This is a genomic window from Streptomyces sp. PsTaAH-124 (genome assembly GCF_000373685.1).
GTDB lineage: Bacteria > Actinomycetota > Actinomycetes > Streptomycetales > Streptomycetaceae > Streptomyces > Streptomyces andamanensis.
The window spans coordinates 324,652-348,713 of sequence record NZ_KB892180.1 but is presented as its reverse complement, the minus strand read 5'-3'; the positions used below and the strand labels follow the sequence as shown (position 1 = coordinate 348,713).

Below are 24,062 nucleotides of genomic sequence, written 5' to 3'. Positions count from 1 at the left end.
CCCGTCGGTAATAAGAAGCAACCCCGAGCGGGCCATCTGTGACTCAGTAGTCTTTGGTCCATGTACGGCTACGACCAGAGCGCGGGCGCGGGCGCACAGCAGGGTTACGTTCCGCCGCAGCAGCAGATGCCCGGGGGCGGATACGGGCAGCAGCCGCCGCTGTACCCGGAGCCGTCGCCGCCGTCGCTGGCCGACGCGGTGCGCGCCTTCACCACCGGGCAGCTGGCCGCCGAGGACTTCCAGCAGGTCTTCGCCACCTCCAAGGTGTACTGCCCGCGCGGCGACACCCCGGGCTTCCTGGCGCTGCACAACACACAGCAGCCGGTGATCCCGATGTTCACCTCCCTCAAGGAGCTGCGCCGGTACGCGGGCAAGGAGTCGAAGTACTTCGTGATCACCGGCGCCGAGGTCATCGACCTGCTGCCCACGGGGTACGGCTTCGTGCTCGACATGGAGGGCGAGCACCGGATGGTCTTCGACGCCAAGGCGGTCGAACAGATGGTCGACTTCGCCATGCGCCGCATGTACGGCTGAGCACGTTCCTTCCGGTACACGGCCCGGGAGTGCGCCAGGGGCGCCCCCGGGCCTCGTCGTGTCCGCCCCCGTGCCTTCACGTGCCCCCATGCCCCCCGTCCTGTCGCTCCATCGCCCCGGCCTCCTCGAACCGCTCCGCGGGAATGTCTCCCGGCCCGGCTCCGTTGTGGCTGGCAGAAAGTTGAATGCTCAACTAGAGTGAGCGCACAAGGAGGTACCGACATGCCTGCAGTGACCGTCGAGAACCCGCTGACGCTGCCCCGCGTGACCGCTCCCGCCGACGCCGTGGCACGGCCCGTGCTCGCCGTCACGACCGCGCCGAGCGGTTTCGAGGGCGAGGGCTTCCCGGTGCGCCGGGCGTTCGCCGGGATCAACTACCGCCATCTCGACCCGTTCATCATGATGGACCAGATGGGCGAGGTGGAGTACGCGCCCGGTGAGCCCAAGGGCACCCCCTGGCACCCGCACCGCGGCTTCGAGACCGTCACCTACATCATCGACGGGACCTTCGACCACCAGGACTCCCACGGCGGTGGCGGCACCATCACCAACGGCGACACCCAGTGGATGACGGCGGGCTCGGGCCTGCTGCACATCGAGGCGCCGCCGGAGTCCCTCGTCCTGTCCGGCGGCCTCTTCCACGGCCTCCAGCTGTGGGTGAACCTGCCCGCCGAGGACAAGATGATGGCCCCGCGCTACCAGGACATCCGCGGCGGCCAGGTCCAGCTGCTCACCTCTCCCGACGGCGGCGCGCTGCTGCGGGTCATCGCCGGTGAGCTGGACGGGCACGCCGGGCCCGGCATCACCCACACCCCGATCACCATGATCCACGCGACGCTCGCCCCGGGCGCCGAGGTCACGCTCCCCTGGCGCGAGGACTTCAACGGCCTCGCCTACGTCCTCGCGGGCCAGGGCTTCGCCGGCACCGACCGGCGCCCGGTCCGCACCGGGCAGACGGCGGTCTTCGGCGCGGGCTCCTCGCTGACCGTCCGCGCGGACGAGCAGCAGGACTCCCGCACCCCGGACCTGGAGGTCGTCCTGCTGGGCGGCCGGCCGATCCGCGAGCCCATGGTCCACTACGGCCCGTTCGTCATGAACACCCAGGACGAGCTGAAGCAGGCCTTCGAGGACTTCCAGAAGGGCCGCCTCGGCACCGTCCCGGCCGTGCACGGCATGACCGCGGACGGTCCGCAGGACTGACGCGCACGGTCCGCGGGACCGGCACGGACGGTCCGCGGTACGGGCGGGGTGCCCCCGGGGCGCGCTGCCCGCCCCGCGGACCGTCCCGCCGTCCCGCCGTCCCGCCGTCCCGCCGCACCGGTCACCCGGGCGGGCCGTCCGTGCAGGACAGCGCGCCCGGGGCGTGATCCGCTGGTGGGGTGCGACTGCTGCCCGAACCCGTGAGGCGCCTTGCCGCCTGGTGCGCCGTCGCGCTGCTCGTCTCCGGCGTGGTGTGGGTCGTGGTGCGGCTGTGCGTGACCTTCCGTACGACGGTCACGCCGGTCCTCCTCGCGCTGCTCGGGACCGCGCTGCTGCGGCCCCTGTTCCGGCGGCTGGTGCGGGCCGGGCTGAACCGCTCGTTCGCGGCCGGGATCACCTGCGCCGCCGTGCTGGTGGTCGTCGGCGGCGTCGGCTACATCGTGACCCTCGCCCTGATCGACAGCGGACCGCAGATCGCCTCCTCGCTGGAGAACGCGGCCCGGTCGCTCGCCGACCACTTCGGGGCGGCCGGCACCTCCCTCAAGGACCTCGCCGCGCACGGCCGCGACCTGCTGTCGAAGTTCGGCGGGACCGCCGTCTCCAACGTCATCAGCGGGGTCAGCATGATCGCCGAGTACCTGGCGATGGCGGTGCTGGCGCTGCTGCTCGTCTTCTTCTTCCTGCGCGACTCGGGCCGGGCGCTGCGCGCGCTGCGCTCGCTGTCCCCCGGGCAGAGCGCCGACACGGCGGAGGCCATGGCGCGCCGCGCCTTCGCCGCCGTCGAGGGCTTCATGCGCGGCACCACCCTGATCGCGTTCATCGACGCCGTGTGCATCACCCTCGGCCTGGTCCTGCTGGACGTGCCGGGCGCGCTGGGGCTGGGCGCGCTGGTCTTCGTGGGCGCGTACATCCCCTATCTGGGGGCCTTCATCTCCGGGGCGGTGTCCGTGCTGGTCGCGCTCGCCGACCGGGGGTTCGTCGTCGCGCTCTGGGCGCTCGGCGTGGTGCTCGCCGTGCAGGTCCTGGAGGGGCATGTGCTCCAGCCGGTGATCCAGAGCCGGACCGTGCAGCTGCATCCGGCGGCCGTGCTGCTGGCGATCACCGCCGGGGCGGCGGTCGCCGGGATCGTCGGCATGCTGCTGGCGGTGCCGCTGACGGCGGCGGCCTCCGGGATCGTCCACGAACTGCGGCAGCGGTACGCCTAGGACAGGTCCCAGCCCCGCACGGTTGTCGGCCGAGGCCGGTCAGGGTTTGTCGCGCGGCGGCTCGTACAGCTCGTACCAGATGCTCTTGCCCTCACCGCGCGGCTCGACCCCCCAGGCGTCCGCCAGCAGCTCGATCAGCACCAGGCCGCGCCCCGAGGAGGCCAGCTCGCCCGGCCGGCGCTTGTGCGGCAGGTCGTCGCCCGCGTCGGTGACCTCCACCCGCATCCGCCGCTCGCCGCGCTCGCCGCTCACCTCGGCCAGCACCAGCGCGTCGGTGTCGGTGTGCACGAGCACATTGGTCAGCATCTCGGACAGCAGCAGCACCGCCGAGTCCACCTGGTCGGCGGACGACCAGTCGTGCAGCAGCTCCCGGAGCTGCTGCCGGGCCACCGCGATCCGCTCCGGCTCGGCCTGCGCGACGGTCAGCAGGGTGCGCCGGACCTCCGGGCGGACGGCGGCCGCGTCCCGGCCGTCCGGGTGCCGGCTCAGCAGCAGTACGGCGATGTCGTCCTCGCGGCGGTCGGCGAGCGGGCCCGTGGTGTGGTGCGAGGAGGGCCCGTGCACGGCCTGGACGAGGGCGTCGGCCAGTTCCTCGGCGTCGCCCTCGTGCTGCTCCAGGATGGTGCGGATCCGCTGCCAGCCGGTGTCCAGGTCGTGGCCGCCGGTCTCGATCAGACCGTCCGTGCAGATCATCATGGTCTCGCCGGGCTCCAGCACGAACCGGGTGGTGGGGTAGTCGGCGTCCGGATCGACCCCCAGCGGCAGTCCGCCGGCCGTCGGCCGTTGCAGGACGGTGCCGTCCGCCATGCGGATCACCGGGTCCGGGTGCCCGGCGCGGGCGACCTCCAGGACCCCGGTGCGCGGGTCGACCTCGGCGTACAGACAGGTCGCGAAGCGCAGATCGTTGAGGGCGATGTCGGCGTCGTCGCCACTGCCGGCGCCGTCGGCGCTCTCATCGATGATGCCGTGCAGGAAGCGCGAGGCGCGCGTGAGCACCGCGTCCGGGCGGTGGCCCTCGGAGGCGTAGGCGCGCAGGGCGATGCGCAACTGCCCCATCAGTCCGGCGGCGCGCACGTCATGGCCCTGGACATCGCCGATGACCAGGGCGAACCGGCCCGCGCCGTCCTTCGCGCGGTTCCGGGCGGGGCCGCCGGGCAGCGGGATCACGTCGTACCAGTCGCCGCCGACCTGGAGGCCGCCGCCGGTGGGGACGTAGCGGGCCGCCACCTCCATGCCGGGGACGGCGGGGCCCGTCGTCGGCATCATCGAGCGCTGGAGGCCCTCGCTCAGCTCCCGCTCGGTCTCGGCGGTCCCGGCCCGCGAGAGCGCCTGGGCGAGCATGCGGGCCACCGTGGTCAGCACCGAGCGCTCGTCGGGGGTGAAGGCGACCGGATAGGTGAAGGCGGCCATCCAGGCGCCCATGGTGTGGCCCGAGGCGGTCAGCGGCAGGAACGCCCAGGACCGGCGGCCGAAGCGCTGGGCCAGCTTCCAGGTGAGCGGATAGCGGGCCCGGTACTCCTCGGGGGAGGACAGATAGACGGCCCGGCCGGTGCGGATCACCTCGGCGGCCGGATAGTCCGTGTCCAGGGTCATGTGCACGAAGGGGACCTCGTCGCCCTGCTGCTGCCCGTGGTGGCCGATGATCGTCAGATGGTCGGTCTCGACGCCGAAGACGGCCAGCCCGTCGGGGGAGAAGCCGGGCATCGCCAGCCCCGCAGCGACCCGCAGCACCTCGGCGGTGGAGCGCGCCTCGGCCAGCGCGCGGCCGGCGTCCAGCAGGAACGCCTCCCGGGAGCGCCGCCAGTCGCCGGTGACCGCGCTGCGCCCCGCGGGGGAACCGGGGGTCGGCTCGGTGACCTCCTGAAGGGTCCCGATCAGCTCGTACGCCTTCTTGCGGGAGTCGTAGGCGGGGCGGGAGCGGCTGCGGACCACCCGGATGATCCGGCCGCGCTCGTCCATGATCCGGATGCGCACCTCGGCGAGGGTGCCCTCGGCGGCGGCGAGCTGCACCACACCGGTGGTCTCGTTCCAGTCGACGGGGTGCAGACGGGCGCGCACCTGGGCCTCGGTGAGGGTGACGTCCTCGGCGGGCAGCCCGAGCAGCCGTGCCGCCTCGGCGTCGACCGCGACCAGCCCGGTGGAGGTGTCCCAGTGCCACGTCCCGGTGGCGAGGGCGGCCAGGACGTCCCCCACGGCGGGCAGGGGCTCACCAGTGCGCATTGCCCCACTGTAAGAAGAGCCTCTCGCACACTGCCACCGAAGGCGTACGGACGTACGGGCGCCGGTGCGGGCACGGACGGGGCCGGACCGCCCTGATACGGGGGGAGCCGATCTCCGCTCGGCCGGTAGGCTGGGTGGGTCCGGGCCGTGCCCGCCCGGTGATCCCCGATCCGCGAAGACTGGATGAACGACGATGCATCGGTACAGGTCCCACACCTGCGGCGAGCTCCGCGCCTCTGACGTCGGCACCGACGTCCGGCTGAGCGGCTGGCTGCACAATCGGCGCGACCTGGGCGGCATCCTCTTCATCGATCTGCGCGACCACTACGGCATCACGCAGCTCGTCGCCCGCCCCGGCACGCCCGCGTACGAGGCGCTGGACAAGCTCTCCAAGGAGACGGTCGTCCGGATCGACGGCAGCGTTGTTTCACGTGGAACCGAGAACGTGAACACGGAGCTGCCCACCGGCGAGGTCGAGATCGAGGTCGGCGCGGTCGAGGTGCTCGGCGCCGCGGCTCCGCTGCCGTTCACGATCAACGCCGAGGACGGGGTCAACGAGGAGCGGCGCCTGGAGTACCGCTTCCTCGACCTGCGCCGTGAGCGCATGCACCGCAACATCATGCTGCGCACCGCCGTGGTCTCCGCGATCCGGCACAAGATGGTCGCCCTCGGCTTCAACGAGATGGCCACGCCCATCCTGACGGCGACCTCCCCTGAGGGCGCCCGCGACTTCGTCGTGCCCTCCCGGCTGCACGCCGGCCGCTTCTACGCGCTGCCGCAGGCGCCGCAGCAGTTCAAGCAGCTGCTGATGATCTCCGGCTTCGACCGCTACTTCCAGATCGCGCCCTGCTTCCGCGACGAGGACGCCCGCGCGGACCGTTCCCCGGGCGAGTTCTACCAGCTCGACGTGGAGATGAGCTTCGTCGAGCAGGAGGACGTGTTCCGGCCCATCGAGCAGCTGATGACGGAGCTGTTCGAGGAGTTCGGCGGCGGCCGCCATGTCACCTCGCCCTTCCCGCGCATCCCGTTCCGCGAGGCGATGCTCAAGTACGGCTCCGACAAGCCGGACCTGCGCGCCCAGCTGGAGCTGGTGGACCTCACCGATGTCTTCGCGGACTCGGAGTTCAAGGCGTTCGCCGGCAAGCATGTGCGCGCGCTGCCGGTCCCGGCGGTCCAGGACCAGCCGCGCAAGTTCTTCGACCAGCTGGGTGACTACGCGGTCTCGCTGGGCGCCAAGGGCCTGGCCTGGGTGCGGGTGGCCGAGGACGGTTCGCTGACCGGCCCCGTCGCGAAGTTCCTCACCGAGGAGAACGTCGCCGAGCTGACCAAGCGCCTCTCCCTGGCCGCCGGTCACGCGGTGTTCTTCGGCGCGGGCGAGTTCGACGAGGTCTCGAAGATCATGGGCGCGGTGCGGGTCGAGGCCGCCAAGCGCGCCGGGCACTTCGAGGAGGGCGTCTTCCGCTTCTGCTGGATCGTCGACTTCCCGATGTACGAGAAGGACGAGGAGACCGGGAAGATCGACTTCTCGCACAACCCCTTCTCGATGCCGCAGGGCGGTCTGGAGGCCCTGGAGAACAAGGACCCGCTGGACGTCCTGGCCTGGCAGTACGACATCGTCTGCAACGGCGTCGAGCTGTCCAGCGGTGCCATCCGGAACCATGAGCCGGACATCATGCTCAAGGCCTTCGAGATCGCGGGCTATGACAACGAGACGGTGGAGCGCGAGTTCGCGGGCATGCTCCGCGCCCTCCGCTTCGGCGCCCCGCCGCACGGTGGCATCGCCCCCGGCGTCGACCGCATCGTCATGCTCCTCGCCGACGAGCCCAACATCCGCGAGACGATCGCCTTCCCGCTCAACGGCAACGCCCAGGACCTCATGATGGGCGCCCCCACCGAGCTCGACGAGTCCCGCCTCCGCGAACTCCACCTCACGATCCGCAAGCCTCAGCCGAAGTAGCCGTCCCGGCACAGCGACATCGCAGAAGCGGTCCGGAACCCCACACCAGGGGCTCCGGACCGCTTCCGCGTCCCGGACGGGGGGTTCAGCCGGTGGGTTCGGCGAAGAGGTCGTCGGCCGCTTCGGCGGTCAGGGCCCGGTCGAACCAGGTGGTGAGCTGGTCGAGGTCGGTGCAGGAGGTGACGCGTCTGCGGACCGGGTGGGGGATGTCGATCCCGCGCTTGTCCAGGATGCGCAGGGTCAGCGCGGCCAGTTCGGAGTCCTCGGGGTTCCTGATGAAGAGGTCCGCCGCCGATTCGGCGGTCAGGGACCGGTCGAACCAGATGGTGAGCTGGGCCAGGTCGGTGCAGGAGACGACTCGGTCGCGGACCTTGCTGGAGACCTCGATCCCTCGCTTCTCCAACGCCCGCAGGATCAGGGTGGTGCGTCCCTCGGCCTCGCCCTCGGCTTTGCCCTCCAGGTACGTCTCCTCGATGAGCGTTCCCCGGCCGGGGAAGAAAGTGGCGACCACTATCCGCAGGCTCCCTTGTCGCGTGGGCCGTCGTCGGGGACCTCCGGGTCCCCGGTGAAGAGGTCGTCGGCCGCTTCGGCTGTTAGGGCTCGATCGAGCCAGGCGGCGAGCTGGTCGAGGTCGGTGCAGGAGGTGATGCGCTCGTGGGCCCCTTCGGAGACCTCGATCTCCCGCTTCTCCAGTACGTGCAGGATCAGGGCGGTGCGTTCCTCGGCCTTGCCCTCGGCCTTGCCCTCGGCCTTGCCCTCCAGGTACGTCTCCTCGAAGAGTGTGCCCCGACCTGGGAAGTAAGTGGCGACCATCTTCTGCAATCCTTTCCATGTGTCCCGGGCCGGAGTGTTCTCCAGTCCGACTTCCAGGAACTCGCACCAGTACTTGGCCGTCTCCTTGTCGAAGGGCCGCATGCCGCGGGCCAGCAGGTCCAGTATGGCGTCGATGTTCCGGCTCTCGCTGTGCACGATGGCGGTGAAGGTCGCCAGTGCGGGCTCCCGCGCCATCATCGACTCGTCCGTGATCTCCGGGACCGTGTCCGGGCCGAGGACGAAGGGGCGTGTGACCTGGGTGGTCCACGGGCCGATGCGGCACTCGAACGGGCCGGTCGCCCAGGACGCGGTGGAGCGGCTCTTGCAGACAGCGACGAGCAGGACCGGCAGTTCGTACTTCGCGCGCAGATACGCCACGTAGTACGCCCAGTTGGCTTCCTTGTCCGGGGCGCGTCGCGTCTGCGTCTCGACGGCGACGATGAAGTCGTCGCCCGAGGAGGACACGATGCGCAGCACGGTGTCCACCCGGCGTTCCATGGGCCGGAGTTCGGTGACATCGGGGGAGAGCACCTCGATGTCGGCTTTCACGGGCGGTGGCAGACCCAGCGTCTCGAAGGCGGGTGCGAGAACCTCCGGATGCTCCTGGAAGATCCGGTGCGCGGTCTCGTGTGTTGCGGTGACCATGAGCGCAAACTAGGCCGGAAGAGTGGTGGGATATCCGTTTATCTGGGGGCGTTCACTCTTTCGAGTTCCGAAAAAACGTTCCGGTACGGAAGCAGGGGTGACATGCGAAAGGCCCGGAAAGCAGATCCTGGCGGATGCATTCCGGGCCTTCGGGAGGCGTGTTACTGGTCGGTGCCGCCGAAGCGCTCCTTGTACGTGGTCAGGTCGTCCTCGGTGAGCTTGGCGAAGAGGACCGGGGGGACCGTGAAGGGGGTCCCGGCGGGCAGCGTGGTGAGCGCCCTGGCCTGGTCGGGGGTGACCCAGGGCGCCGTGTCGCCGGGGAGGGCGAAGGCGGCGCGCATGGCCTTGGCCGTGGTGGGGATGAAGGGCTCCGAGACCACCGCGTAGAGGTGGATCAGGTTCATCGCCGTGCGCAGGGTCAGGGCCGCGCCGTCCTGGTCGGTCTTGATCTCCAGCCAGGGAGCCTTCTCCTCCAGATAGGAGTTGCCGGCCGACCACAGGGCGCGCAGCGCGGCGCTCGCCTTGCGGAACTGGAGCGCCTCCATCTGCTCCTCGTACTCGGCGAGCAGCCGGGCGATCTCCTCGCCCAGCCGTTCCTCGGCCGCGCCCGGCGCACCGCTGGCCGGGACCTCGGCGCCGAAGCGCTTCTTGGAGAAGGACAGCACCCGGTTGACGAAGTTGCCCAGGGTGTCGGCCAGGTCCTTGTTCACCGTCGCCGTGAAGTGCTCCCAGGTGAAGGAGGAGTCGTCCGACTCGGGCGCGTTGGCCATGAGGAAGTAGCGCCAGTAGTCCGCCGGGAGGATCTCCAGGGCCTGGTCGGTGAAGACGCCCCGCTTCTGCGAGGTGGAGAACTTCCCGCCGTAGTACGTCAGCCAGTTGAACGCCTTGACGTAGTCGACCTTCTTCCACGGCTCGCGCACCCCCAGCTCGGTCGCCGGGAACATCACCGTGTGGAAGGGGACGTTGTCCTTCGCCATGAACTCCGTGTAGTGCACGGTGTCGTCGGCCTCGTACCACCACGACTTCCAGTCGCGGTTCTCCGGGTCCTGGTCCGCCCACTCCTTCGTCGCGCCGATGTACTCGATGGGCGCGTCGAACCAGACGTAGAAGACCTTGCCCTCGGCCGCCAGTTCCGGCCAGGTGTCCGCCGGGACCGGGACGCCCCAGTCCAGGTCGCGGGTGATCGCCCGGTCGTGCAGACCCTCGGTCAGCCACTTGCGGGCGATGGAGGACGCGAGCTGCGGCCACCGGTCCTCGTGCCGGGCCACCCACTCCTCGACCTCGTGCTGGAGCTTGGACTGGAGGAGGAAGAGGTGCTTGGTCTCGCGCACCTCGAGTTCCGTCGAACCGGAGATCGCGCTGCGCGGGTCGATCAGGTCGGTCGGGTCCAGGACCCGGGTGCAGTTCTCGCACTGGTCGCCGCGCGCCTTGTCGTAGCCGCAGTGCGGGCAGGTGCCCTCCACATAGCGGTCCGGCAGGAAGCGTCCGTCGGCCGGGCTGTACACCTGGCGGATCGCGCGCTCCTCGATGAAGCCGTTCTCGTGCAGGCGGCGGGCGAAGTGCTGGGTGATCTCCACGTTCTCCGGGGAGGAACTCCGGCCGAAGTAGTCGAAGGCCAGCGAGAACCCGTCGTACACCGCCTTCTGCGCGTCGTGCGCCTGCGCGCAGAACTCCGCGACCGGGATGCCCCGTTCCTTGGCGGCCAGCTCGGCGGGCGTGCCGTGCTCGTCCGTGGCGCAGATGTACAGCACCTCGTGGCCGCGCAGCCGCAGGTAGCGCGCGTACACGTCCGCCGGGAGCATGGACCCCACCATGTTGCCCAGGTGCTTGATCCCGTTGATGTACGGAAGGGCGCTGGTGATGAGGTGTCGAGCCATCGCGGGCTGCTCCCAAGTCGCTACGTGGGGTGACGGTCGGCGGCTTTCGTGGCCGTCCGACACTGTCTACGAACCTTGAAATCGTAGCCGACACGGCCGCGCCGCCCGCCTCCCGTTTTACGAGGTGGGAAGCGGGCGGCGCGGTGGGTGGTGAGCCGGGCGCGGTGCGTCACGGGCGCCAGGACGCGAGGACCCCCTCGTACAGCGCCTTGTCCGTCAGCTCGCGGGGCGCCGGGCCGGCGTGGAAGAACGACGCGTTGCCGGTCTTCAGCCTGCGGAGGTAGTCGAACGCCTTGTTGTCGTGCTCGCCGAAGGCGACGAACGAGAAGAACACCTCCGGGTGGCTCGTCCCGGCGCCGGCCAGGGCGTGGGTGGCGGGCGTCTTGGCGTCGGGGGCGCCGTCCGTCTGGAAGACCACCAGGGTGGGGACGGCGGGCTGGTCCGCCGCTGCCTGCGCGGCCTTCTGCTCGTCGAGGTGGGCGAGGACCGCCTCGACCGCGGCGTGGTAGCTCGTACGGCCCATGCGCCCCAGCGTGCCGTGCACCTCGTCGATCTTGTTCTCGTGATCCGTGAGGGTGAGGTCGGCGGTGCCGTCCACCTCCGTGGAGAAGAACGTGACGTGGACCGTGGCCTCCGGGTCGAGGTGCGCGGCGAGGGCGAGGCACTGCTCGGCGAGGGCCTGGGCGGAGCCGTCCTTGTAGTACGGGCGCATGGAGGCGGAGCGGTCGAGCACGAGGTGGACCCGGGCGCGGGCGCCGGTGAGGTCGTTCTTCCTGAGGGCGGCGGTGGCGGCCTTGTAGGCCGTGGTGAGGCCGGGGGCGCGGGACTTCAGGCGGGGGAGGGGGGTGGCGGGCTTGGGGGCGGCTTCGGGGGCGGCCGGTTCCTGGGGGGTTTCCTCGCCGTCGGCGGGCTGCGGGGTGTCCTCCGCCTGCGCTTCCTCTGTTTCCCGCGCTTCCTCCGTCCGCGGCTCGTGCGGCTCCTGTGCCTGCGGCTCCTCCGGCTCCTGCGGCTTCTCCGCTTCCTGTGCCTGCGGCTCCTGCGGCTCCTGCGGCTCCTCCGCTTCCTGTGCCTGCGGCTGGGCGGATTCCACCGCGGCTTCCGGCTCCGGTTCGGCTTCCGATCCGGCTTCCGGCTCCGGGGCGGGTTCCGGTTCCGCCACGGGCTGCGGTTCCGGCTCGGCTTCCTGCTGCGCCTCGGGCTCGGGCTCCGGAGCCGCCTCCCGGGGCTCCGGCTGCTTCGGGACCGTGACGTTGTCGAAAGCCGCCGCCACCAGTTCGTGTTCGTCGTCGGCGGCGGGCGTGCGCGGGTCGGGGATGCGGGCCGCGGGGGCGGGCTCCCGGTCCGGAGCCGCGTCCGGGGCGGGAGAGGGCACAGCGGCGGAGGCCGGGTCCGCTTCCGGCCCCTGCGCGGGCTCCGCGGCCGGCTCGGCCGCCGGGGCCGGGACCTTCGGCGCCGCCGCCGGCTGCTCCTCGGCGGCGGGGGCCGGTTCCGTGGCCGGCACCTGCTCCGCACCCTCTGCTTCGGCCGCACGCCCCTTGCGTGACCGGCCGAACGCGTTCCGCAGGCGAGTGAGAATGCCCATGTGCGCAACCCTTCGCGTGAGTTGATCCCGTCGATCCCTGGCCAGGACGGACACGTAAGGTTAGCGGCCCCCGATGACGAACCCGGTCACGGGAGAGTGACGGACTCCGGACGCTGTCAAGACCGCCCGGATCAGGCCTCGACGCGGGTCGGCTCCTGCTGCTGGGGCGAGGTGGGCGTCCCGGGCGTCCGGCGGCGCAGCCCGAGGCGGAACCTGGGGCGGAACCGGGGGCGTGGGCGCGGACCGGTGCCGCTGCCGGTGCGGTGTGCGCGGCGGCGGGTGAGCCAGGTCAGGGCGGCCACGGTCAGGCCCAGGGCGACCAGCAGCCAGGACGCCGTGCGCAGGGTGGCGGTGAGGGCGTCGTAGACGGCACCGGCCGCGGGCTGGGAGACCTCCTGCGGCAGGTCGGCCAGGGTCAGGCTGCGGCCCACCGCGAGGGCCAGGCCGAGCAGCGCGCCGCCGAGGGCGGTGCCGAGCGCGGTCGCGGTCACCGCGCGGCGCCGCCGGGCGGCGAGGGCGATGCCGGCGACGGCGAACGCGACGGCCGCGACGGGCAGCCAGAAGCCGGCGACTTCGAGCACGTGGAATTCCTTCCGCATGCGGCCCAGGTCCTGGGCCGGGAGCAGGGCGACCTCGGTGTGCGCGACGGGGATGCGGCCCGCGAGCGGCACGTGGTCCTGGGCGAGCTGGGCCTTGACCTGGGCGGTGACCGGTGCGAGATCGACGGTGACCGGGCGGTCGCGGTCGTCGCGGCCGTCCCGCAGGGCGCGCAGGACGGCGTCGTGGGCGACCCGGTTGCCCTCGTTCCAGGCGGTGCGGAAGGCCGCGGTCTGGGTGAACGAGCGGACCGCGTCGTGCACGAACGGCGCCACGGCCGCCCGCGCGGGGCCGGTGTCCGCCCCCCGGCCGATCTCGGCCACGATGCCGTTCCCGACGGTGTCCGCGATGGCGTCGCGGACGTCCGGGTCGGCGGCGAGCGGCGCCATCGTGGTGACGTAGCGGCCGGTGTCGGCGAGCCCGTACGCCGCCCAGGCCGACAGCACGCCGAACGGCACGAGCAGGCACGAGAGGGCGATCAGTACGGCCGACAGGCCGCTGCGCAGGCGTCGGGTCACGCTCCCAGCGAAGTCTTCCCCCGGGCCCGGCGCGAGCGGACGTATGGCAATCGGGTGACGACGGAGAGTACGAGGGGCGCGGGCCACGAGGGGCACGGGCCACGAGGGGCGGGCACGGGGAAGGCCCCGGCTCCGCGCCGGGGCCGCGGTCCGCCCGGCCGGGGCGTCAGCCGATGCGGCGGCCCCTGGCGTCCTCGTGCGTGTAGACCCAGTAGAAGCAGATCAGCCCCACGGCCACGCCCAAGGCCAGGGAGAGGCCGACGGTCAGCAGGACCGAGCGGCCGGACTGGTCGAAGAGGAACCCGAAGGCCGCGCCGGTGAACAGGAACCACAGGAAGGCGTGCAGCTCGCGCGGCAGGCGCGAGGCCAGGGTCAGCACGCCCGCCATGAACAGCGTGAACACGATCGCGGTCACGAAGCCGAAGGCCACGTTCCCGGCGGTGATCGGACCGCCGGAGCGCCGGTTGGCGGCGGCCCAGTAGCCGTAGACGAGCCCGATGGCGAACGGGCCCGCCCAGCGGGCGATCAGATGGGCGCGGTCGCTGAAGATGTCGGGCGTCCGCGGATGGCGGGCACGGGCCCCTGCGGTGCGGCCGGACACGGGTGCGGCGTGAACCATGAGAGCGCTCCTCTCGCTGTCCCTCCCCGGCTCCTCTGCTCCTCGCCCCCGCCTACCAGAGCACACCTGCCGGGCGGCCGCGGCAAGTCGGCACGGGCGAGGGATGTTCCCGGTCCGGCATCCGCCCGCGCACCAGCAGCGGTTACGGTGCTGACGTACGCGACCGACGAACGGAACACCGCGGGGGGACCATGCCCGGAACCGTGCTGCTGCTCGCGGCCTCGCCCGTGGGGAAGGGCCGTCTGGTGGACGCGGCGTCCGTGCTGCCCGTGCTGGCCGCCGTCGAGCCCGCCGTCCTGTCCGGCACGCCCACCGCGAGCGTCGTCGAACTCGCCGACCCGCTGGAGCCGCAGGCCGTCCTCACCCGGCTGCGGGCCGCCGCCGCCTCCCCGGGACCGCTGACCGTCTTCCTCACCGGTCAGCTCCAGCTCGACCGCCGCCAGCACCTGCCGCACCTGGCGCTGGCCCGCACCGCCCCGGCCACCGTGCGCTACACCGCGCTGCCCTGGCACTGGCTGCGCGAGGAGCTGCGGCTGCGCCCGGACGGCACCACCACGCTGGTCGCGGACCTGTACGCGGACCAGGAGAGCTGGCGCCAGCTGCACGAACGCCCGCTGGACACGGGCGGCAACATCGCCGTGTACGGCCGGGTCGCACCGCCGCCGTCCCGGCGCGGGGTGGCCCAGCCCGGGTACATGAAGGCGGTGGCGACCATCCTGCGCAGCGGGCACCGGCCGCCGGTGGCCGAACTGCACGAACAGGCGCTGGCGCGGCTGGCCGTGGAGGAGGGCGCCGGGTCGCGCGGGGCACCGGCCGGGCCGGGGCTCGTGCTCGCCGCGGGGCGCCCGGCGGCGGCCGACCCGCACGCGGCCATCGCGGCGTGGGTGGAGTCGGGGCGGCACGGCGACGCCGACGCGCTCGCCGCCCGCTGGGAGCAGGACGCCGTACGGGAGCACGGAGCGGCCTCCGAGGAGGCGCTGCACTGGAGCGAGGTCCGCGCCGACCTCGCGATGTTCGCCGGGGACGCGGCCCGCAGCTGCCGTACCTGGCTGGCGGTGGCCGCCACCCGGCTGGCCATGGGGCAGAGCGCCGGTGCGCCGCAGGTGGAGGCCGCCGTGGACCGGGCGCACCACCAGTGGGGGCAGATCCGCGAGACGGAGCGCGCCCGTGAACTGGGGCCGCTGCTCGCCGAGTTGCGTGACCGGGTGCCCGGACGGCAGCAGGGCGCGCTGGACCATGTGCGAAGGCAGCTACGGCAGTTGCAGACGCAGGACTGACGGGGGCGGCGCCGCCGGACGGCCGGGTACGCCCCCTCCCCAGGGCGCGTGCGCGGTGCCAGAATGGTGAGTTATGGCTGAGGGGGAGGGCGTGGCCGGCCGAGCGATCCGGGTCCGGCTGGACGGAAGCGCGAGCAACCGCGACATCGACGCGCTGAAGGCGTGGCTGGAGCGGGAGAATCCACTGGAGGAACTGGTCGCCGACGGGCGCCTGCACATCCTGGAGCAGCCGCGCTCGGACGCGCCGCCCGGTCATATGGGCGCCGGGATGGAGATCCTGCTGGTGCTGGTCGGTGCGGGCGCCGAAGTGATCTTCGGTGAGCTGCTGGAGCAGACCGGACGGGCCGTGGCCGCCTGGCGGGAGAACCGCCGCCGGGTGGAGCCCGGACCCCCGCCCGAGCAGCGCGTCGATCCGGTGAACCCCGGCGAGGAGTAGGGCCGTGGGCCGCTTCGACCCGAGGGGGCGGGTGAACCGCGCGCTGCTGGTCGGCGTGTCGGAGTACGAGCACACGAAGCCGGCCGCGTGGGACGGGGTGGCCGGGCAGCTGCCCGCCGTGCGGCACAACGTCAGCAGGCTGCGGCAGGCCCTGCGGGGCGGGGTGTTCGCGGACCGGGAGATCACCGACTGCCGTTCGCCCACCCACGACGACTTCGGCGAGGATCTGCGCCGCGCCGCGCACGAGGCCGAGGGGCTGCTGCTGTGCTACTTCGCCGGGCACGGCGCGGTGCCGAGCGCGGGCAACGAGCTGTTCCTCCAGATGCGCAACGCGCGCGTGGTCGCGGGCGCGCAGGCCGTCTTCCCGAACGCGACCTCGTTCACCGAGGTGCTCACGGTGCTCGCGGGCAGCGGCGCCGAGCGGATCGTGGTCATCCTCGACTGCTGCTACGCGGGCAACGCCGCCAAGGTGTGGCACGACTTCCCCGGCCGGCACAAGATCCTGCTGCTGATGAGCGTGCAGGCCAACCGGCTCATCGACGCGGGCGACGGCACGGGCCCGACCCCGTTCACCGACGAGCTGGTGCGGCTCCTGGAGACGGGCGGGGACCGGTCGCTGCTGGAGGTCTACGGGCGGGTGCGCGCGCGGATGCTCGGGGCGGGGCGTACGACCACCCAGAACGATCCCTGGGAGCCGCAGCTCGCCGCCGCGCCGGACACGGACGTCCTGCTGCGGTCGGGGTCGCGCCCGCAGCACGAGCCGCCGCCCGAACCCGCGCCGTCCCCGCCGTCCCCGCCGTCTCCGTCCCCGCCCCCACCCCCGCCTGTGCCGGAGTCTCCGCCGCCGTCTCCGCCGTCTCCGGCGGGGCCCCGCGAGCCCTCGTCCGAGGCAGGAGCGGGTCGCGTCCGGCGGGTGTTAGCGGGGCTGCTGGGGGCGGCGAGGGCGGCCGGGGCGCTGACCGGTGCCGCGGTGCGGTGGCTCGGTCGGCTCGGGTGGTGGGGCAGGGCCGGGGTGGCCGTCGCGCTGGTGTTGCTGCTGGCGGGGGGCGGCTACGTCGTCGCGTCCCGGTTCCTCGGTGCCGGGGACGCCACCGCCTGCCGTCCGCCCCTCGAACTGCGGGTGCTGACCGACCCCGACCTGGAGCCGGTGGTCCGCACCGCCGCGGACGCCTATCTCGCCTCGGGCGCCGACGACACCGGACACGGCTGCCGCCGTACCGGCATCACCGTCTACAGCGCGGGCGCCGGAGCGGCGGTCACCGCGCTGCGCCGGCAGACCGACGCCTGGCAGGAGCCGCGCGAGGAGGACACCAACCCGCAGCGGGACATCGGCCCGCAGCCGGACGTCTGGATCCCGGCCTCGGGCACCGACGTGGCCCGGGTCGGCACCGACCGCACCGAGCGCAGCTTCGCCGAACTGCGCCCCGACGCGGGCCCGTTCGCGTACTCGCCGGTGGTGCTGGCCGTGCCGCGCAAGCTCGCCGGGAGCCGGGTGGAGGAGCGGACCGGGCTGCCGCTGGCCCGGCTGGCCGCTCAGCTGCGCGCGCGGGACGCGGCGGCCGGTGTGCTGCGCGCCGACCCGGAGGTCACCGACTCCGCGCTGCTGGCGACGGTCGGCCTCTACGGCGGCGGCGCCGACCCGCGCGCCGCCGAGCAGGGGGTGCGCGGCACGGGCCCGCCCGCCCCGACCGCCGCCGACCTGCTGTGCGCGCTGCCCGCCGACCGTGCGGCGGACGCCCGCACCGCCGCCCTCGTCCCTGAGTTCCTGCTGGTCAGCGGGGTGGGCTGCGCCAAGAACACCCGGGTGCCGCGGAGCGCCGAGTACCCGTCCGACGTACCGGCGCTCACGCCCACGTTCGTCCGGGTCGCCTGGGACGGCGGGGACCGGGACGCCGCCGTCCGGGCGGACGCCGTGGACCGCTTCCACGCGTGGCTCACCGGCCGGGACGGCCTCGCCGCCTTCGCCGCCGCCGGATTCCGCTCCGCCACGGGCACCGGGCATCCGCTGCTCGGCGCCGGGCCCGCCGACACGGGGGTGCTGAGCGCGGCGGGGCCGCTGCCGGGTGCCGCCGCGCGGACGGCGGTGGACACCGCGCTCAGCCGCTACCGCAGCGCGAACGGCCCCGGCCGGGTCCTCTACCTGCTGGACAGCTCCGGCTCGATGCGCACGCGGTGGCCGGGTCCCAGCGGCGGCCCCGGCATCCTGAAGCAGTCCCTGGGCGGGCTCGGCGACGAGGACGAGTACGGGGTGTGGGGCGTGTACGACGGTCCCGGCGGCCGCCACCACGACGAGGTGCTGGCCTTCGGGCACCACCGGCGCGCCGACGCCGAGCGCGGCGTGGACGCGGCGGCGCGGGTGCGCGACGCCGAGTCCGATCCGCACGCGGCGCTGCTCGACGCGCTCGACACGATGGCGGGGCGCGGCGCCGACGACAAGTGGCCCCAGCTGATCGTCTACCTCACCGACGACGAGGACGACGACCGGCTGACCGGCGAGAACCTCGCCCAGGTGCTGGAGCGGGCCCGGCAGCGGAAGGTCCCGGTGGACATGGTGTCCCTGGTCGCCGGCTCCTGCGACCGGGGCCGCCCGGCGGCCGCCGTCGCCGAGGCGAGCCACGGCCGCTGCCTGGACACGGCGGACGACCTCGGCACCGGTCTGCACGACGAGGTGGCGCGGGTGGGGACGGGGGAGGACTGATGAGGCGGTGCGGGACCGGGCACCGGCGCGGGGAGCGGCCCCGGCACGGCGGGCGGCTGCCGCGGGCCCTGTCACCGGTGGCGTCCGCGCCCGTCGCGGCGGCCGTGCTGCTGATGCTGGCCGCGGTCGCGGGCTGCACCGGCGGGGGCGGACCGGAGGCGCGGCGGTCGCCCTCCGCCGATGTGCCCGGCGAGATCGTGGTGGCCAGCGGCCGGGACGTGACCGGGAAGAACGGCGTCCGGGAGCAGCTCATCGACGCCTGGAACCGGGAGCAGGACAAGGAGAACACGGGCTACCACGCACGGCTGGTCGAGCTGCCCGGCTCGGCCGACGAGCAGCGCAGCCAGCTGCTGGGCGCGCTCCAGTCGGGCAGCGCCGACTACGACGTGGTCAACCTGGACGTGACCTGGGTGCCGGAGTTCGCCGAGGCCGCGCTGGTCGATCCGCTGCCGGACGGCGCGCTCGACGGCGACGTCATCGCCTCGGTCGCCGCCACGGCGTACTGGAAGAAGCGGGTCTACGCGGTGCCGTTCAACACCGATGTGGGGCTGCTGTACTACCGGCTCGACCAGTTGCGGGAGGCCGGGGTCCGCGATCCCGTGCTCGGGCCCGGCACGTCCTGGCAGCGGCTGCGTGACCTCGCCGACGTCCTGGACACGCATCCGCCCGCGGGCTTCGAGAAGGCGTGGACGACGCAGCTCGCCGCCTACGAGGGCCGCACGGTCAACGCCGTCGAGGCGTTCGCCTCCGCCACCGACGACTTCGCCCTGACCGACGAGTCGGGCCGCTACACCGCGACCCGCCAGGAGCTCGCCGACGGCATCGCGGAGCTGCGGCGGCGCACGGAGAAGCCGTACACCCTGGACCACGCCCTCGCCTCCGACGAGGCCGCCTCGCTCAGTGACTTCGCGAGCGGCCGCACGGCCTTCCTGCGGCAGTGGCCCTACGCCTACGGCACGCTGCACCAGACCTTCTCGTCCCGGCAGCTCGGCGTGGCGCCGCTGCCCGGCCGGGCGGTGCTCGGCGGGCAGAACCTGGCGGTGGCCCGTTCCTCGGAGCGGCCCCGCAAGGCCGCGCAGCTCATCGCCTACCTCACCAGCGCACAGAGCGAACGCTGCCTGCTGGACGCGGGGTTCGCCGCGACCCGTACGTCGGCGTACACCGACGACCGGGTGCGGTGCGCGGTGGCGGCGGACCCCTCACCGGCCCCCACCGGGGAGAGCACCGACCGGATGCCGCGCGACGCGGCCGGCCGCCCCGACTACGCCCGCCGCATCCTGCTGCCCGCCCTCACCCGGGCGGTCCCCCGCCCCCGCACCCCGCTCTACGGAGCCTTCACCCAGACCTTCACCACCGAACTGGGCCGCCTGTTCACCGACGACCCCCCGACCGACGCGACCCTGGCCGCGGAACTGGACGAGGCGCTGAGGAGGGTGCTGCCGGACCGGCCCTAACGCCCCTGGACCGCGACCTGCTGCCCGGGAGCGGGTTCGGTCGTGGGGGCGGGGCCCGCGTTGGCGGCCGCTACCAGGGCGGCCACGGCGACGAGGGCCGCGCCGAGTCCTCGTACATGGCGTGCGGAGATGCGACCAGGGCGGGCGACAGGGCGTCCGGACACGGCGACCGACCTCACAGCGGCAGGGAACGACAGTGGGGGGTTAAGCAGGTTTAACGTAATCCCCAACCTAGGGTGTGGGAGCGCTCGGCCGGAAGGGCAAACCGGAGGGAAACAAGGGGAGTTGGACCGGCGTGGGCGGGATGTCCCCGCGGGGTGCCCGCGCCGGGCGGCGGGGCGGGCACGCGGGGGCCGGGGGGTGCGCGTACTGGCATGATGAGGCGCATGGCGAAGCGGGACGACCCGGAGACCATCGGGCGCAGGGTGCAGCGGCTGCGGCGCGAACGGGGCCTCACCCAGAAGCAGTTGGCCGAACCGGCGTACACACCCGCGTATGTCTCCACCCTGGAGGCCGGGCGGGTGCGCCCCTCCGACGCCGCGCTGCGCCACCTCGCCGAACGGCTCGGCGTCGCCTACGAGGAGCTGGCCACCGGCCGCCCCGCCCATCTCGCCACCGATCTGCGGCTGCGGCTGACCGAGGCGCAGCGGACGCTGGCCACCGGGGAGACCGGCCGGGCCGCCGAGCTGTACGGGGAGCTGCTCGCCGAGGCCGAGCAGCTCGACCTCGCCGACATCCGGGCCGACGCGCTGCTCGGGCTCGGTGAATGCGCCCTGGAGACCGGTGAACTGGAGAGCGGGCGGCGCTACTTCGAGCAGTCCGAGCAGGCCCTGGCCGACGCGCCGCTGCCCGCCCGCGTCCCCGCGCTGCGCGGCCGGGCCGTCGCCCACTACCTCACCGGCGAACTGCGGTACGCCGTCTACCTCTTCGAGTCCACGCTCGACGAACTGAACCGCTCCGGACTGCACGACCCGGACGCCCTGCTCCTCCTCTACGCCGGTGTCATCGGCCCGTACATGGACATGGGCGCGCACGCGCGGGCGGCGCAGGCGGCCGAGTTCGCCCTCGCGCTCGCCCCGCAGGCGGCCGATCCGGCGCTGGTGGCCCGGATGCACCGGTCGGTGGCCCGCACCCTGCTCGCCGAGGGCCGGATCGCCGAGGCGGACGCGTCGCTCGCCAAGGCCGCCGAGCTCTACCGCCACCTCCAGTTGCGCACCGAACTCGCCAACTGCCACTGGATGCGCGGCTATGTCTGCGCGCAGAACGGCGAACTGGAGCGTGCCGAGCAGGAGTTGCGGTCCGCGCTCGACATGCTGACCGCCAAGCGGGCCGCGCTCTACACCCGGCAGGTCGCGGTCGAACTGGCCGATGTGCTGCACCGGCGCGGCAAGTCGGGGCAGGCCGCCGACCTGCTGCGGGACGTGCTCGGCGACCTCTCCTCCGAGCGGGGCGCGATGCACGCCGCCGCCGCGCACCGGCTGCTCGGCATCATCGCCGAGGACGCCCGGGACACGGAGGCCGCCGAGGAGCACTACGTCCGCGCGCTGAGCCTCCTGGAGCGGGCCGGTGCCGCCGGTGACCTGGCCGACCTGTGCCGCCTCCTCGGTGATCTGCTGCGCCGCACCGGCCGGGTGGAGGCGGCCCTCGACGTCTACCGCACCGGTCTCGGCCACCGCACCGCCCCGGGCACCACCACGCTGGGCCCGGCCCCCGCGCAGCCGCCGTTGTGACACCGGGCGCCGTCCGGGGCGTGTCCAGCGTGTCCACGCCGGACGCGCGGGGCGCGCTTTCCTAGGATCACCGTATGGACATACTCGTCTTCGTCATCGTCTTCGCTGCTCTGCTCACCGGGTTCGCCACGATCGAGATCCGGATCGCCCGCACCGACCGGCGCACCGCCCGCGTCGAGCACAAACTGGATCTGATCCTGGACCACCTGGGGCTGCGCGAGGCGGAGCCGTGGCGCGGTGAGGTGGCCGAACTGGCGCGGAGCGGCCGGACGATCCAGGCGATCAAGGTGTACCGGGAGGCCACGGACGCCGGTCTGAAGGAGGCCAAGGAGGCCGTGGACCGGATCGCCGCCGGCTGAGCCGGGCCGCGCCCCAGTAGTCGTCGCTCAGGCCTGGGCGCGGGTTCCGTCCCGGGCCGCCGTCAGGCGCTCCACGCCCAGCTGGGCCGCCGTCAGGGTGGCGTCGGAGGGGAGTTCCCCGGGGGCGCCGTCGGTCAGGGTGAGCGCGTCGCCGCCGACGCGCACGGCCACGACGTCGAGCGTGAGCGCGGTGGTGTCCGTGCCGTCCCCGTCGTCGTCCCGGCCGCCGGAGTCCCGCCCGTCCGCGCCGTCTGCGCCGTCCGCGCTGTCGCGCGGTCCGGTGAAGGTGATCCGCAGGCCCTGCCGGGCGTCGCCGAGCGCGGGCAGCGCGAGGTCGCTGACCCGCACCGTCTGCTCCCCGGCCCGGGTGGTCGCCGCCGTGAACCGGGCGCAGGTCCGCGGCAGCGTCCGCAGCCAGGCCAGGGTGCGGTCCACGTCCGCCGGGCGCAGGGTGAGGACCTGGTGGCGCAGCTGGGCCCGGTCGTCGCCGTCGTCGAAACCGGTCACCGCGTACGTCCCCGTGGGGGCGCCGAGCGGCTGGTCGGCGTAGAGCGCGTCGACGAGCCGCTGGCAGTCGGGTGCGGTCCCGGCCCCGGTGCGTGCCTTGAGGATGCCGTCCCGCCAGGTCGCCGCCCCCTCGGTCGGTTCCCAGGGCACCCCGAGGTCGTCCTCGGTGAGCAGCGCGGCCTGCGCCTGCGCCGCGGTGAGCCCGGCGGGGGCGGCCGGTGCCGTCGGGGCGGCCGGTGTCCGCGGGGCGGCCGGCCGGGAGGCCGCCGCGGCGGACGGCGAGGCGGCGGCCGGCCGGGCCTCCTGCCCGGAGCCGCAGGCGGTCAGCGCCGGCGGACCGGCCGCGCAGAGCACGGCGACGGCAAGGACGCGGACAGCCGGGAGCCGGGGCATGGGCGGGTCCTCCACAACGACGGTCGGACGACGGTCACGGCCGGGCGGCCACGGCGGCAGCGGCGCCGGGGCACCGACGCCCGCGACGCGCACGACGCCCGCGAGACGCACCGGACGGTCATCCCACCGCACCACCGACTCCCGCCCCGCACCACCGCGCCGGTCCGTCCGGGTGAGCGGCACGGACGGCACCACGCGCGCGGGCGCGCCGGGCCGGGAGCCGGGGCGCATAGGGTCGGGAGCGGAGCGCGAGTGCACGCACGTCTTCGAAGGAGCCCGCCGTGACCGGTCCGTCCCACTCCGACGCCACGCCCGTGATCATCGACTGCGACACCGGCGTCGACGACGCGCTCGCCCTGCTGTTCGCCGTCCGGCACCCGGGGCTCGACCTGCGCGCGGTGACCTGCGTGGCCGGGAACACGGACGTCGACCAGGTGGTGCGCAACACGCTCACCGTGCTGGAGCAGGCGGGCGCCCCACCGATCCCGGTGGCGCGCGGCGCCGAGCGCCCGCTGATCGAGCCCGTGCGCACCGCGCTCCACGTGCACGGCCGCGACGGCATGGGCGACCTCGGCCTGCCCGCCCCGGCGCGGCGGCCCGCCGACGTGGACGCGGTGGCGCTGCTGCGCCGCACGATCCTGGCCTCGCCCCGGCCGGTCACCCTGATCCCCACCGCGCCCCTGACCAACATCGCCCTGCTGCTGCGCACCCACCCGGAGGTGACGCGGAACATCGAGCGGATCGTGTTCATGGGCGGCGCGGTCGCCACCGGGAACGCCACGGCGGTCGCCGAGTTCAACGTCTGGCACGACCCGGAGGCCGCCGCGATCCTGCTGAGCGCCGGGGTGCCGACCACGATGTACGGGCTGGACGTGTTCGAGCGGGTCGTCGTCCCGGCCGGTGACGTGCGCCGGCTGGGGGAGAGCACCGAGCCGGGCGCGCGGCTGGCCGGGCGGCTGCTGTCCCACCGCGACCCGGTGACGAGCGAGGAGGACCCGGCGGGCGGCCTCGGCGACGCGGGCGCGGTCTGCGCGGTCGCCGACCCGGCGGGGCTCACCACGCACCGGCTGCCCGTCGAGGTGACCCTCGCGCCGGGACCGGGGCGCGGTCAGACGGTCGTCGACCGCCGCCGGCGCCCCGGCGAGGCGGAACTGCACGGCGAGGCCCGCGAACAGCCGCTGGTGGACGTGGCGCTCGACGTCGACGTGGAGCGGTACGTGAAGCTGTATCTGGCCACCGTCGAGGGCGCGGGCGCGCGGGCCTGACCGCGACGGACGGGACCGGCTCACGACCGGCTCACGACCGGCCCACGACCGGCCCACGAGCGGCCCGAGCACGGCCGGGCGGGGCCCGAAGGGGGCGGTCGGGGGTGCGCCGCGGGGCGCGACACCGGCGCGGTCCGGATACGGGGTTCGCCTCCCCGGCGGGCGGGACAAGATTC

19 protein-coding genes are annotated in these 24,062 nt (G+C 73.7%); 11 read left to right on the top strand and 8 right to left on the bottom strand.

Going from position 1 to position 24,062, the window contains the following annotated elements:
- Positions 1-60: 60 nt before the first annotated feature.
- The 3 genes from B086_RS0124690 to B086_RS0124680 all read left to right on the top strand — a co-directional run bounded on the left by B086_RS0124690 (position 61) and on the right by B086_RS0124680 (position 2,939).
- Positions 61-534: an SseB family protein gene (locus B086_RS0124690; RefSeq protein WP_018569113.1), complete on the top strand. Its 474-nt coding sequence runs from the start codon at positions 61-63 to the stop codon at positions 532-534.
- A 222-nt stretch (positions 535-756) separates the two neighbouring features.
- Positions 757-1,734 carry a pirin family protein gene (locus B086_RS0124685; protein WP_078531181.1) on the top strand — a complete coding sequence of 326 codons (978 nt, stop codon included), beginning with the start codon at positions 757-759 and terminating at the stop codon, positions 1,732-1,734.
- 179 nt (positions 1,735-1,913) lie between these two features.
- The gene (locus tag B086_RS0124680) at positions 1,914-2,939 is read left to right on the top strand and encodes an AI-2E family transporter (protein ID WP_018569111.1); all 1,026 of its coding nucleotides are present in this window, start codon (positions 1,914-1,916) and stop codon (positions 2,937-2,939) included.
- A gap of 39 nt (positions 2,940-2,978) precedes the next feature.
- On the opposite strand, the gene B086_RS0124675 is transcribed toward B086_RS0124680, so the two are convergent.
- Positions 2,979-5,159 carry a SpoIIE family protein phosphatase gene (locus tag B086_RS0124675; protein WP_026252740.1) on the bottom strand — a complete coding sequence of 727 codons (2,181 nt, stop codon included), beginning with the start codon at positions 5,157-5,159 and terminating at the stop codon, positions 2,979-2,981.
- Between the two features lie 193 nt (positions 5,160-5,352).
- Between B086_RS0124675 and aspS the strand changes: the two genes are divergently transcribed.
- Positions 5,353-7,116 carry an aspartate--tRNA ligase gene (gene aspS / locus B086_RS0124670; protein WP_018569109.1) on the top strand — a complete coding sequence of 588 codons (1,764 nt, stop codon included), beginning with the start codon at positions 5,353-5,355 and terminating at the stop codon, positions 7,114-7,116.
- An 85-nt stretch (positions 7,117-7,201) separates the two neighbouring features.
- Here the strand turns inward: aspS and B086_RS45630 are convergent, their stop codons facing one another.
- From B086_RS45630 to B086_RS0124640, 6 genes are all read right to left on the bottom strand, one after another.
- Positions 7,202-7,627 carry a hypothetical protein gene (locus B086_RS45630; protein ID WP_018569108.1) on the bottom strand — a complete coding sequence of 142 codons (426 nt, stop codon included), beginning with the start codon at positions 7,625-7,627 and terminating at the stop codon, positions 7,202-7,204.
- A complete protein-coding gene (locus tag B086_RS0124660; RefSeq protein WP_018569107.1) occupies positions 7,627-8,574 on the bottom strand; it encodes a hypothetical protein in 948 nt (315 codons plus the stop codon). Before B086_RS0124660 ends, B086_RS45630 begins: the two co-directional genes overlap by 1 nt.
- A gap of 161 nt (positions 8,575-8,735) precedes the next feature.
- Positions 8,736-10,451, bottom strand: a complete 1,716-nt coding sequence (gene metG, locus B086_RS0124655; protein WP_018569106.1) for a methionine--tRNA ligase — start codon at positions 10,449-10,451, stop codon at positions 8,736-8,738.
- 169 nt (positions 10,452-10,620) lie between these two features.
- Entirely contained in the window at positions 10,621-12,033 is a 1,413-nt protein-coding gene (locus B086_RS0124650; protein WP_026252739.1) for a VWA domain-containing protein, read from the bottom strand.
- A gap of 131 nt (positions 12,034-12,164) precedes the next feature.
- Positions 12,165-13,148 (bottom strand): hypothetical protein, encoded by a 984-nt coding sequence (locus B086_RS0124645; RefSeq protein WP_018569104.1) that lies wholly within the window; start codon positions 13,146-13,148, stop codon positions 12,165-12,167.
- A 166-nt stretch (positions 13,149-13,314) separates the two neighbouring features.
- Complete coding sequence (locus B086_RS0124640) at positions 13,315-13,767, bottom strand: hypothetical protein (protein ID WP_018569103.1); 453 nt, start codon at positions 13,765-13,767, stop codon at positions 13,315-13,317.
- Between the two features lie 191 nt (positions 13,768-13,958).
- On the opposite strand from B086_RS0124640, the gene B086_RS0124635 reads away from it, so the two are divergent.
- The 6 genes from B086_RS0124635 to B086_RS0124610 all read left to right on the top strand — a co-directional run bounded on the left by B086_RS0124635 (position 13,959) and on the right by B086_RS0124610 (position 21,721).
- The gene (locus B086_RS0124635) at positions 13,959-15,044 is read left to right on the top strand and encodes a hypothetical protein (RefSeq protein WP_018569102.1); all 1,086 of its coding nucleotides are present in this window, start codon (positions 13,959-13,961) and stop codon (positions 15,042-15,044) included.
- Positions 15,045-15,135: 91 nt separating this feature from the next.
- The gene (locus B086_RS0124630) at positions 15,136-15,480 is read left to right on the top strand and encodes an effector-associated constant component EACC1 (protein ID WP_018569101.1); all 345 of its coding nucleotides are present in this window, start codon (positions 15,136-15,138) and stop codon (positions 15,478-15,480) included.
- A 4-nt stretch (positions 15,481-15,484) separates the two neighbouring features.
- Positions 15,485-18,178, top strand: coding sequence for a caspase family protein (locus tag B086_RS0124625; RefSeq protein WP_018569100.1), 2,694 nt, complete (start codon positions 15,485-15,487; stop codon positions 18,176-18,178).
- Positions 18,178-19,632, top strand: a complete 1,455-nt coding sequence (locus B086_RS0124620; RefSeq protein ID WP_018569099.1) for an extracellular solute-binding protein — start codon at positions 18,178-18,180, stop codon at positions 19,630-19,632. Before B086_RS0124625 ends, B086_RS0124620 begins: the two co-directional genes overlap by 1 nt.
- 386 nt (positions 19,633-20,018) lie before the next feature.
- Positions 20,019-21,362, top strand: coding sequence for a helix-turn-helix domain-containing protein (locus B086_RS0124615; protein ID WP_018569098.1), 1,344 nt, complete (start codon positions 20,019-20,021; stop codon positions 21,360-21,362).
- A 74-nt stretch (positions 21,363-21,436) separates the two neighbouring features.
- The gene (locus B086_RS0124610) at positions 21,437-21,721 is read left to right on the top strand and encodes a hypothetical protein (RefSeq protein ID WP_018569097.1); all 285 of its coding nucleotides are present in this window, start codon (positions 21,437-21,439) and stop codon (positions 21,719-21,721) included.
- A gap of 27 nt (positions 21,722-21,748) precedes the next feature.
- Here B086_RS0124610 and B086_RS0124605 read toward each other — a convergent pair whose 3' ends face one another.
- A complete protein-coding gene (locus tag B086_RS0124605) occupies positions 21,749-22,621 on the bottom strand; it encodes a hypothetical protein (protein ID WP_026252737.1) in 873 nt (290 codons plus the stop codon).
- A 281-nt stretch (positions 22,622-22,902) separates the two neighbouring features.
- On the opposite strand from B086_RS0124605, the gene B086_RS0124600 reads away from it, so the two are divergent.
- Complete coding sequence (locus B086_RS0124600) at positions 22,903-23,886, top strand: nucleoside hydrolase (protein WP_018569095.1); 984 nt, start codon at positions 22,903-22,905, stop codon at positions 23,884-23,886.
- Positions 23,887-24,062: the final 176 nt, after the last annotated feature.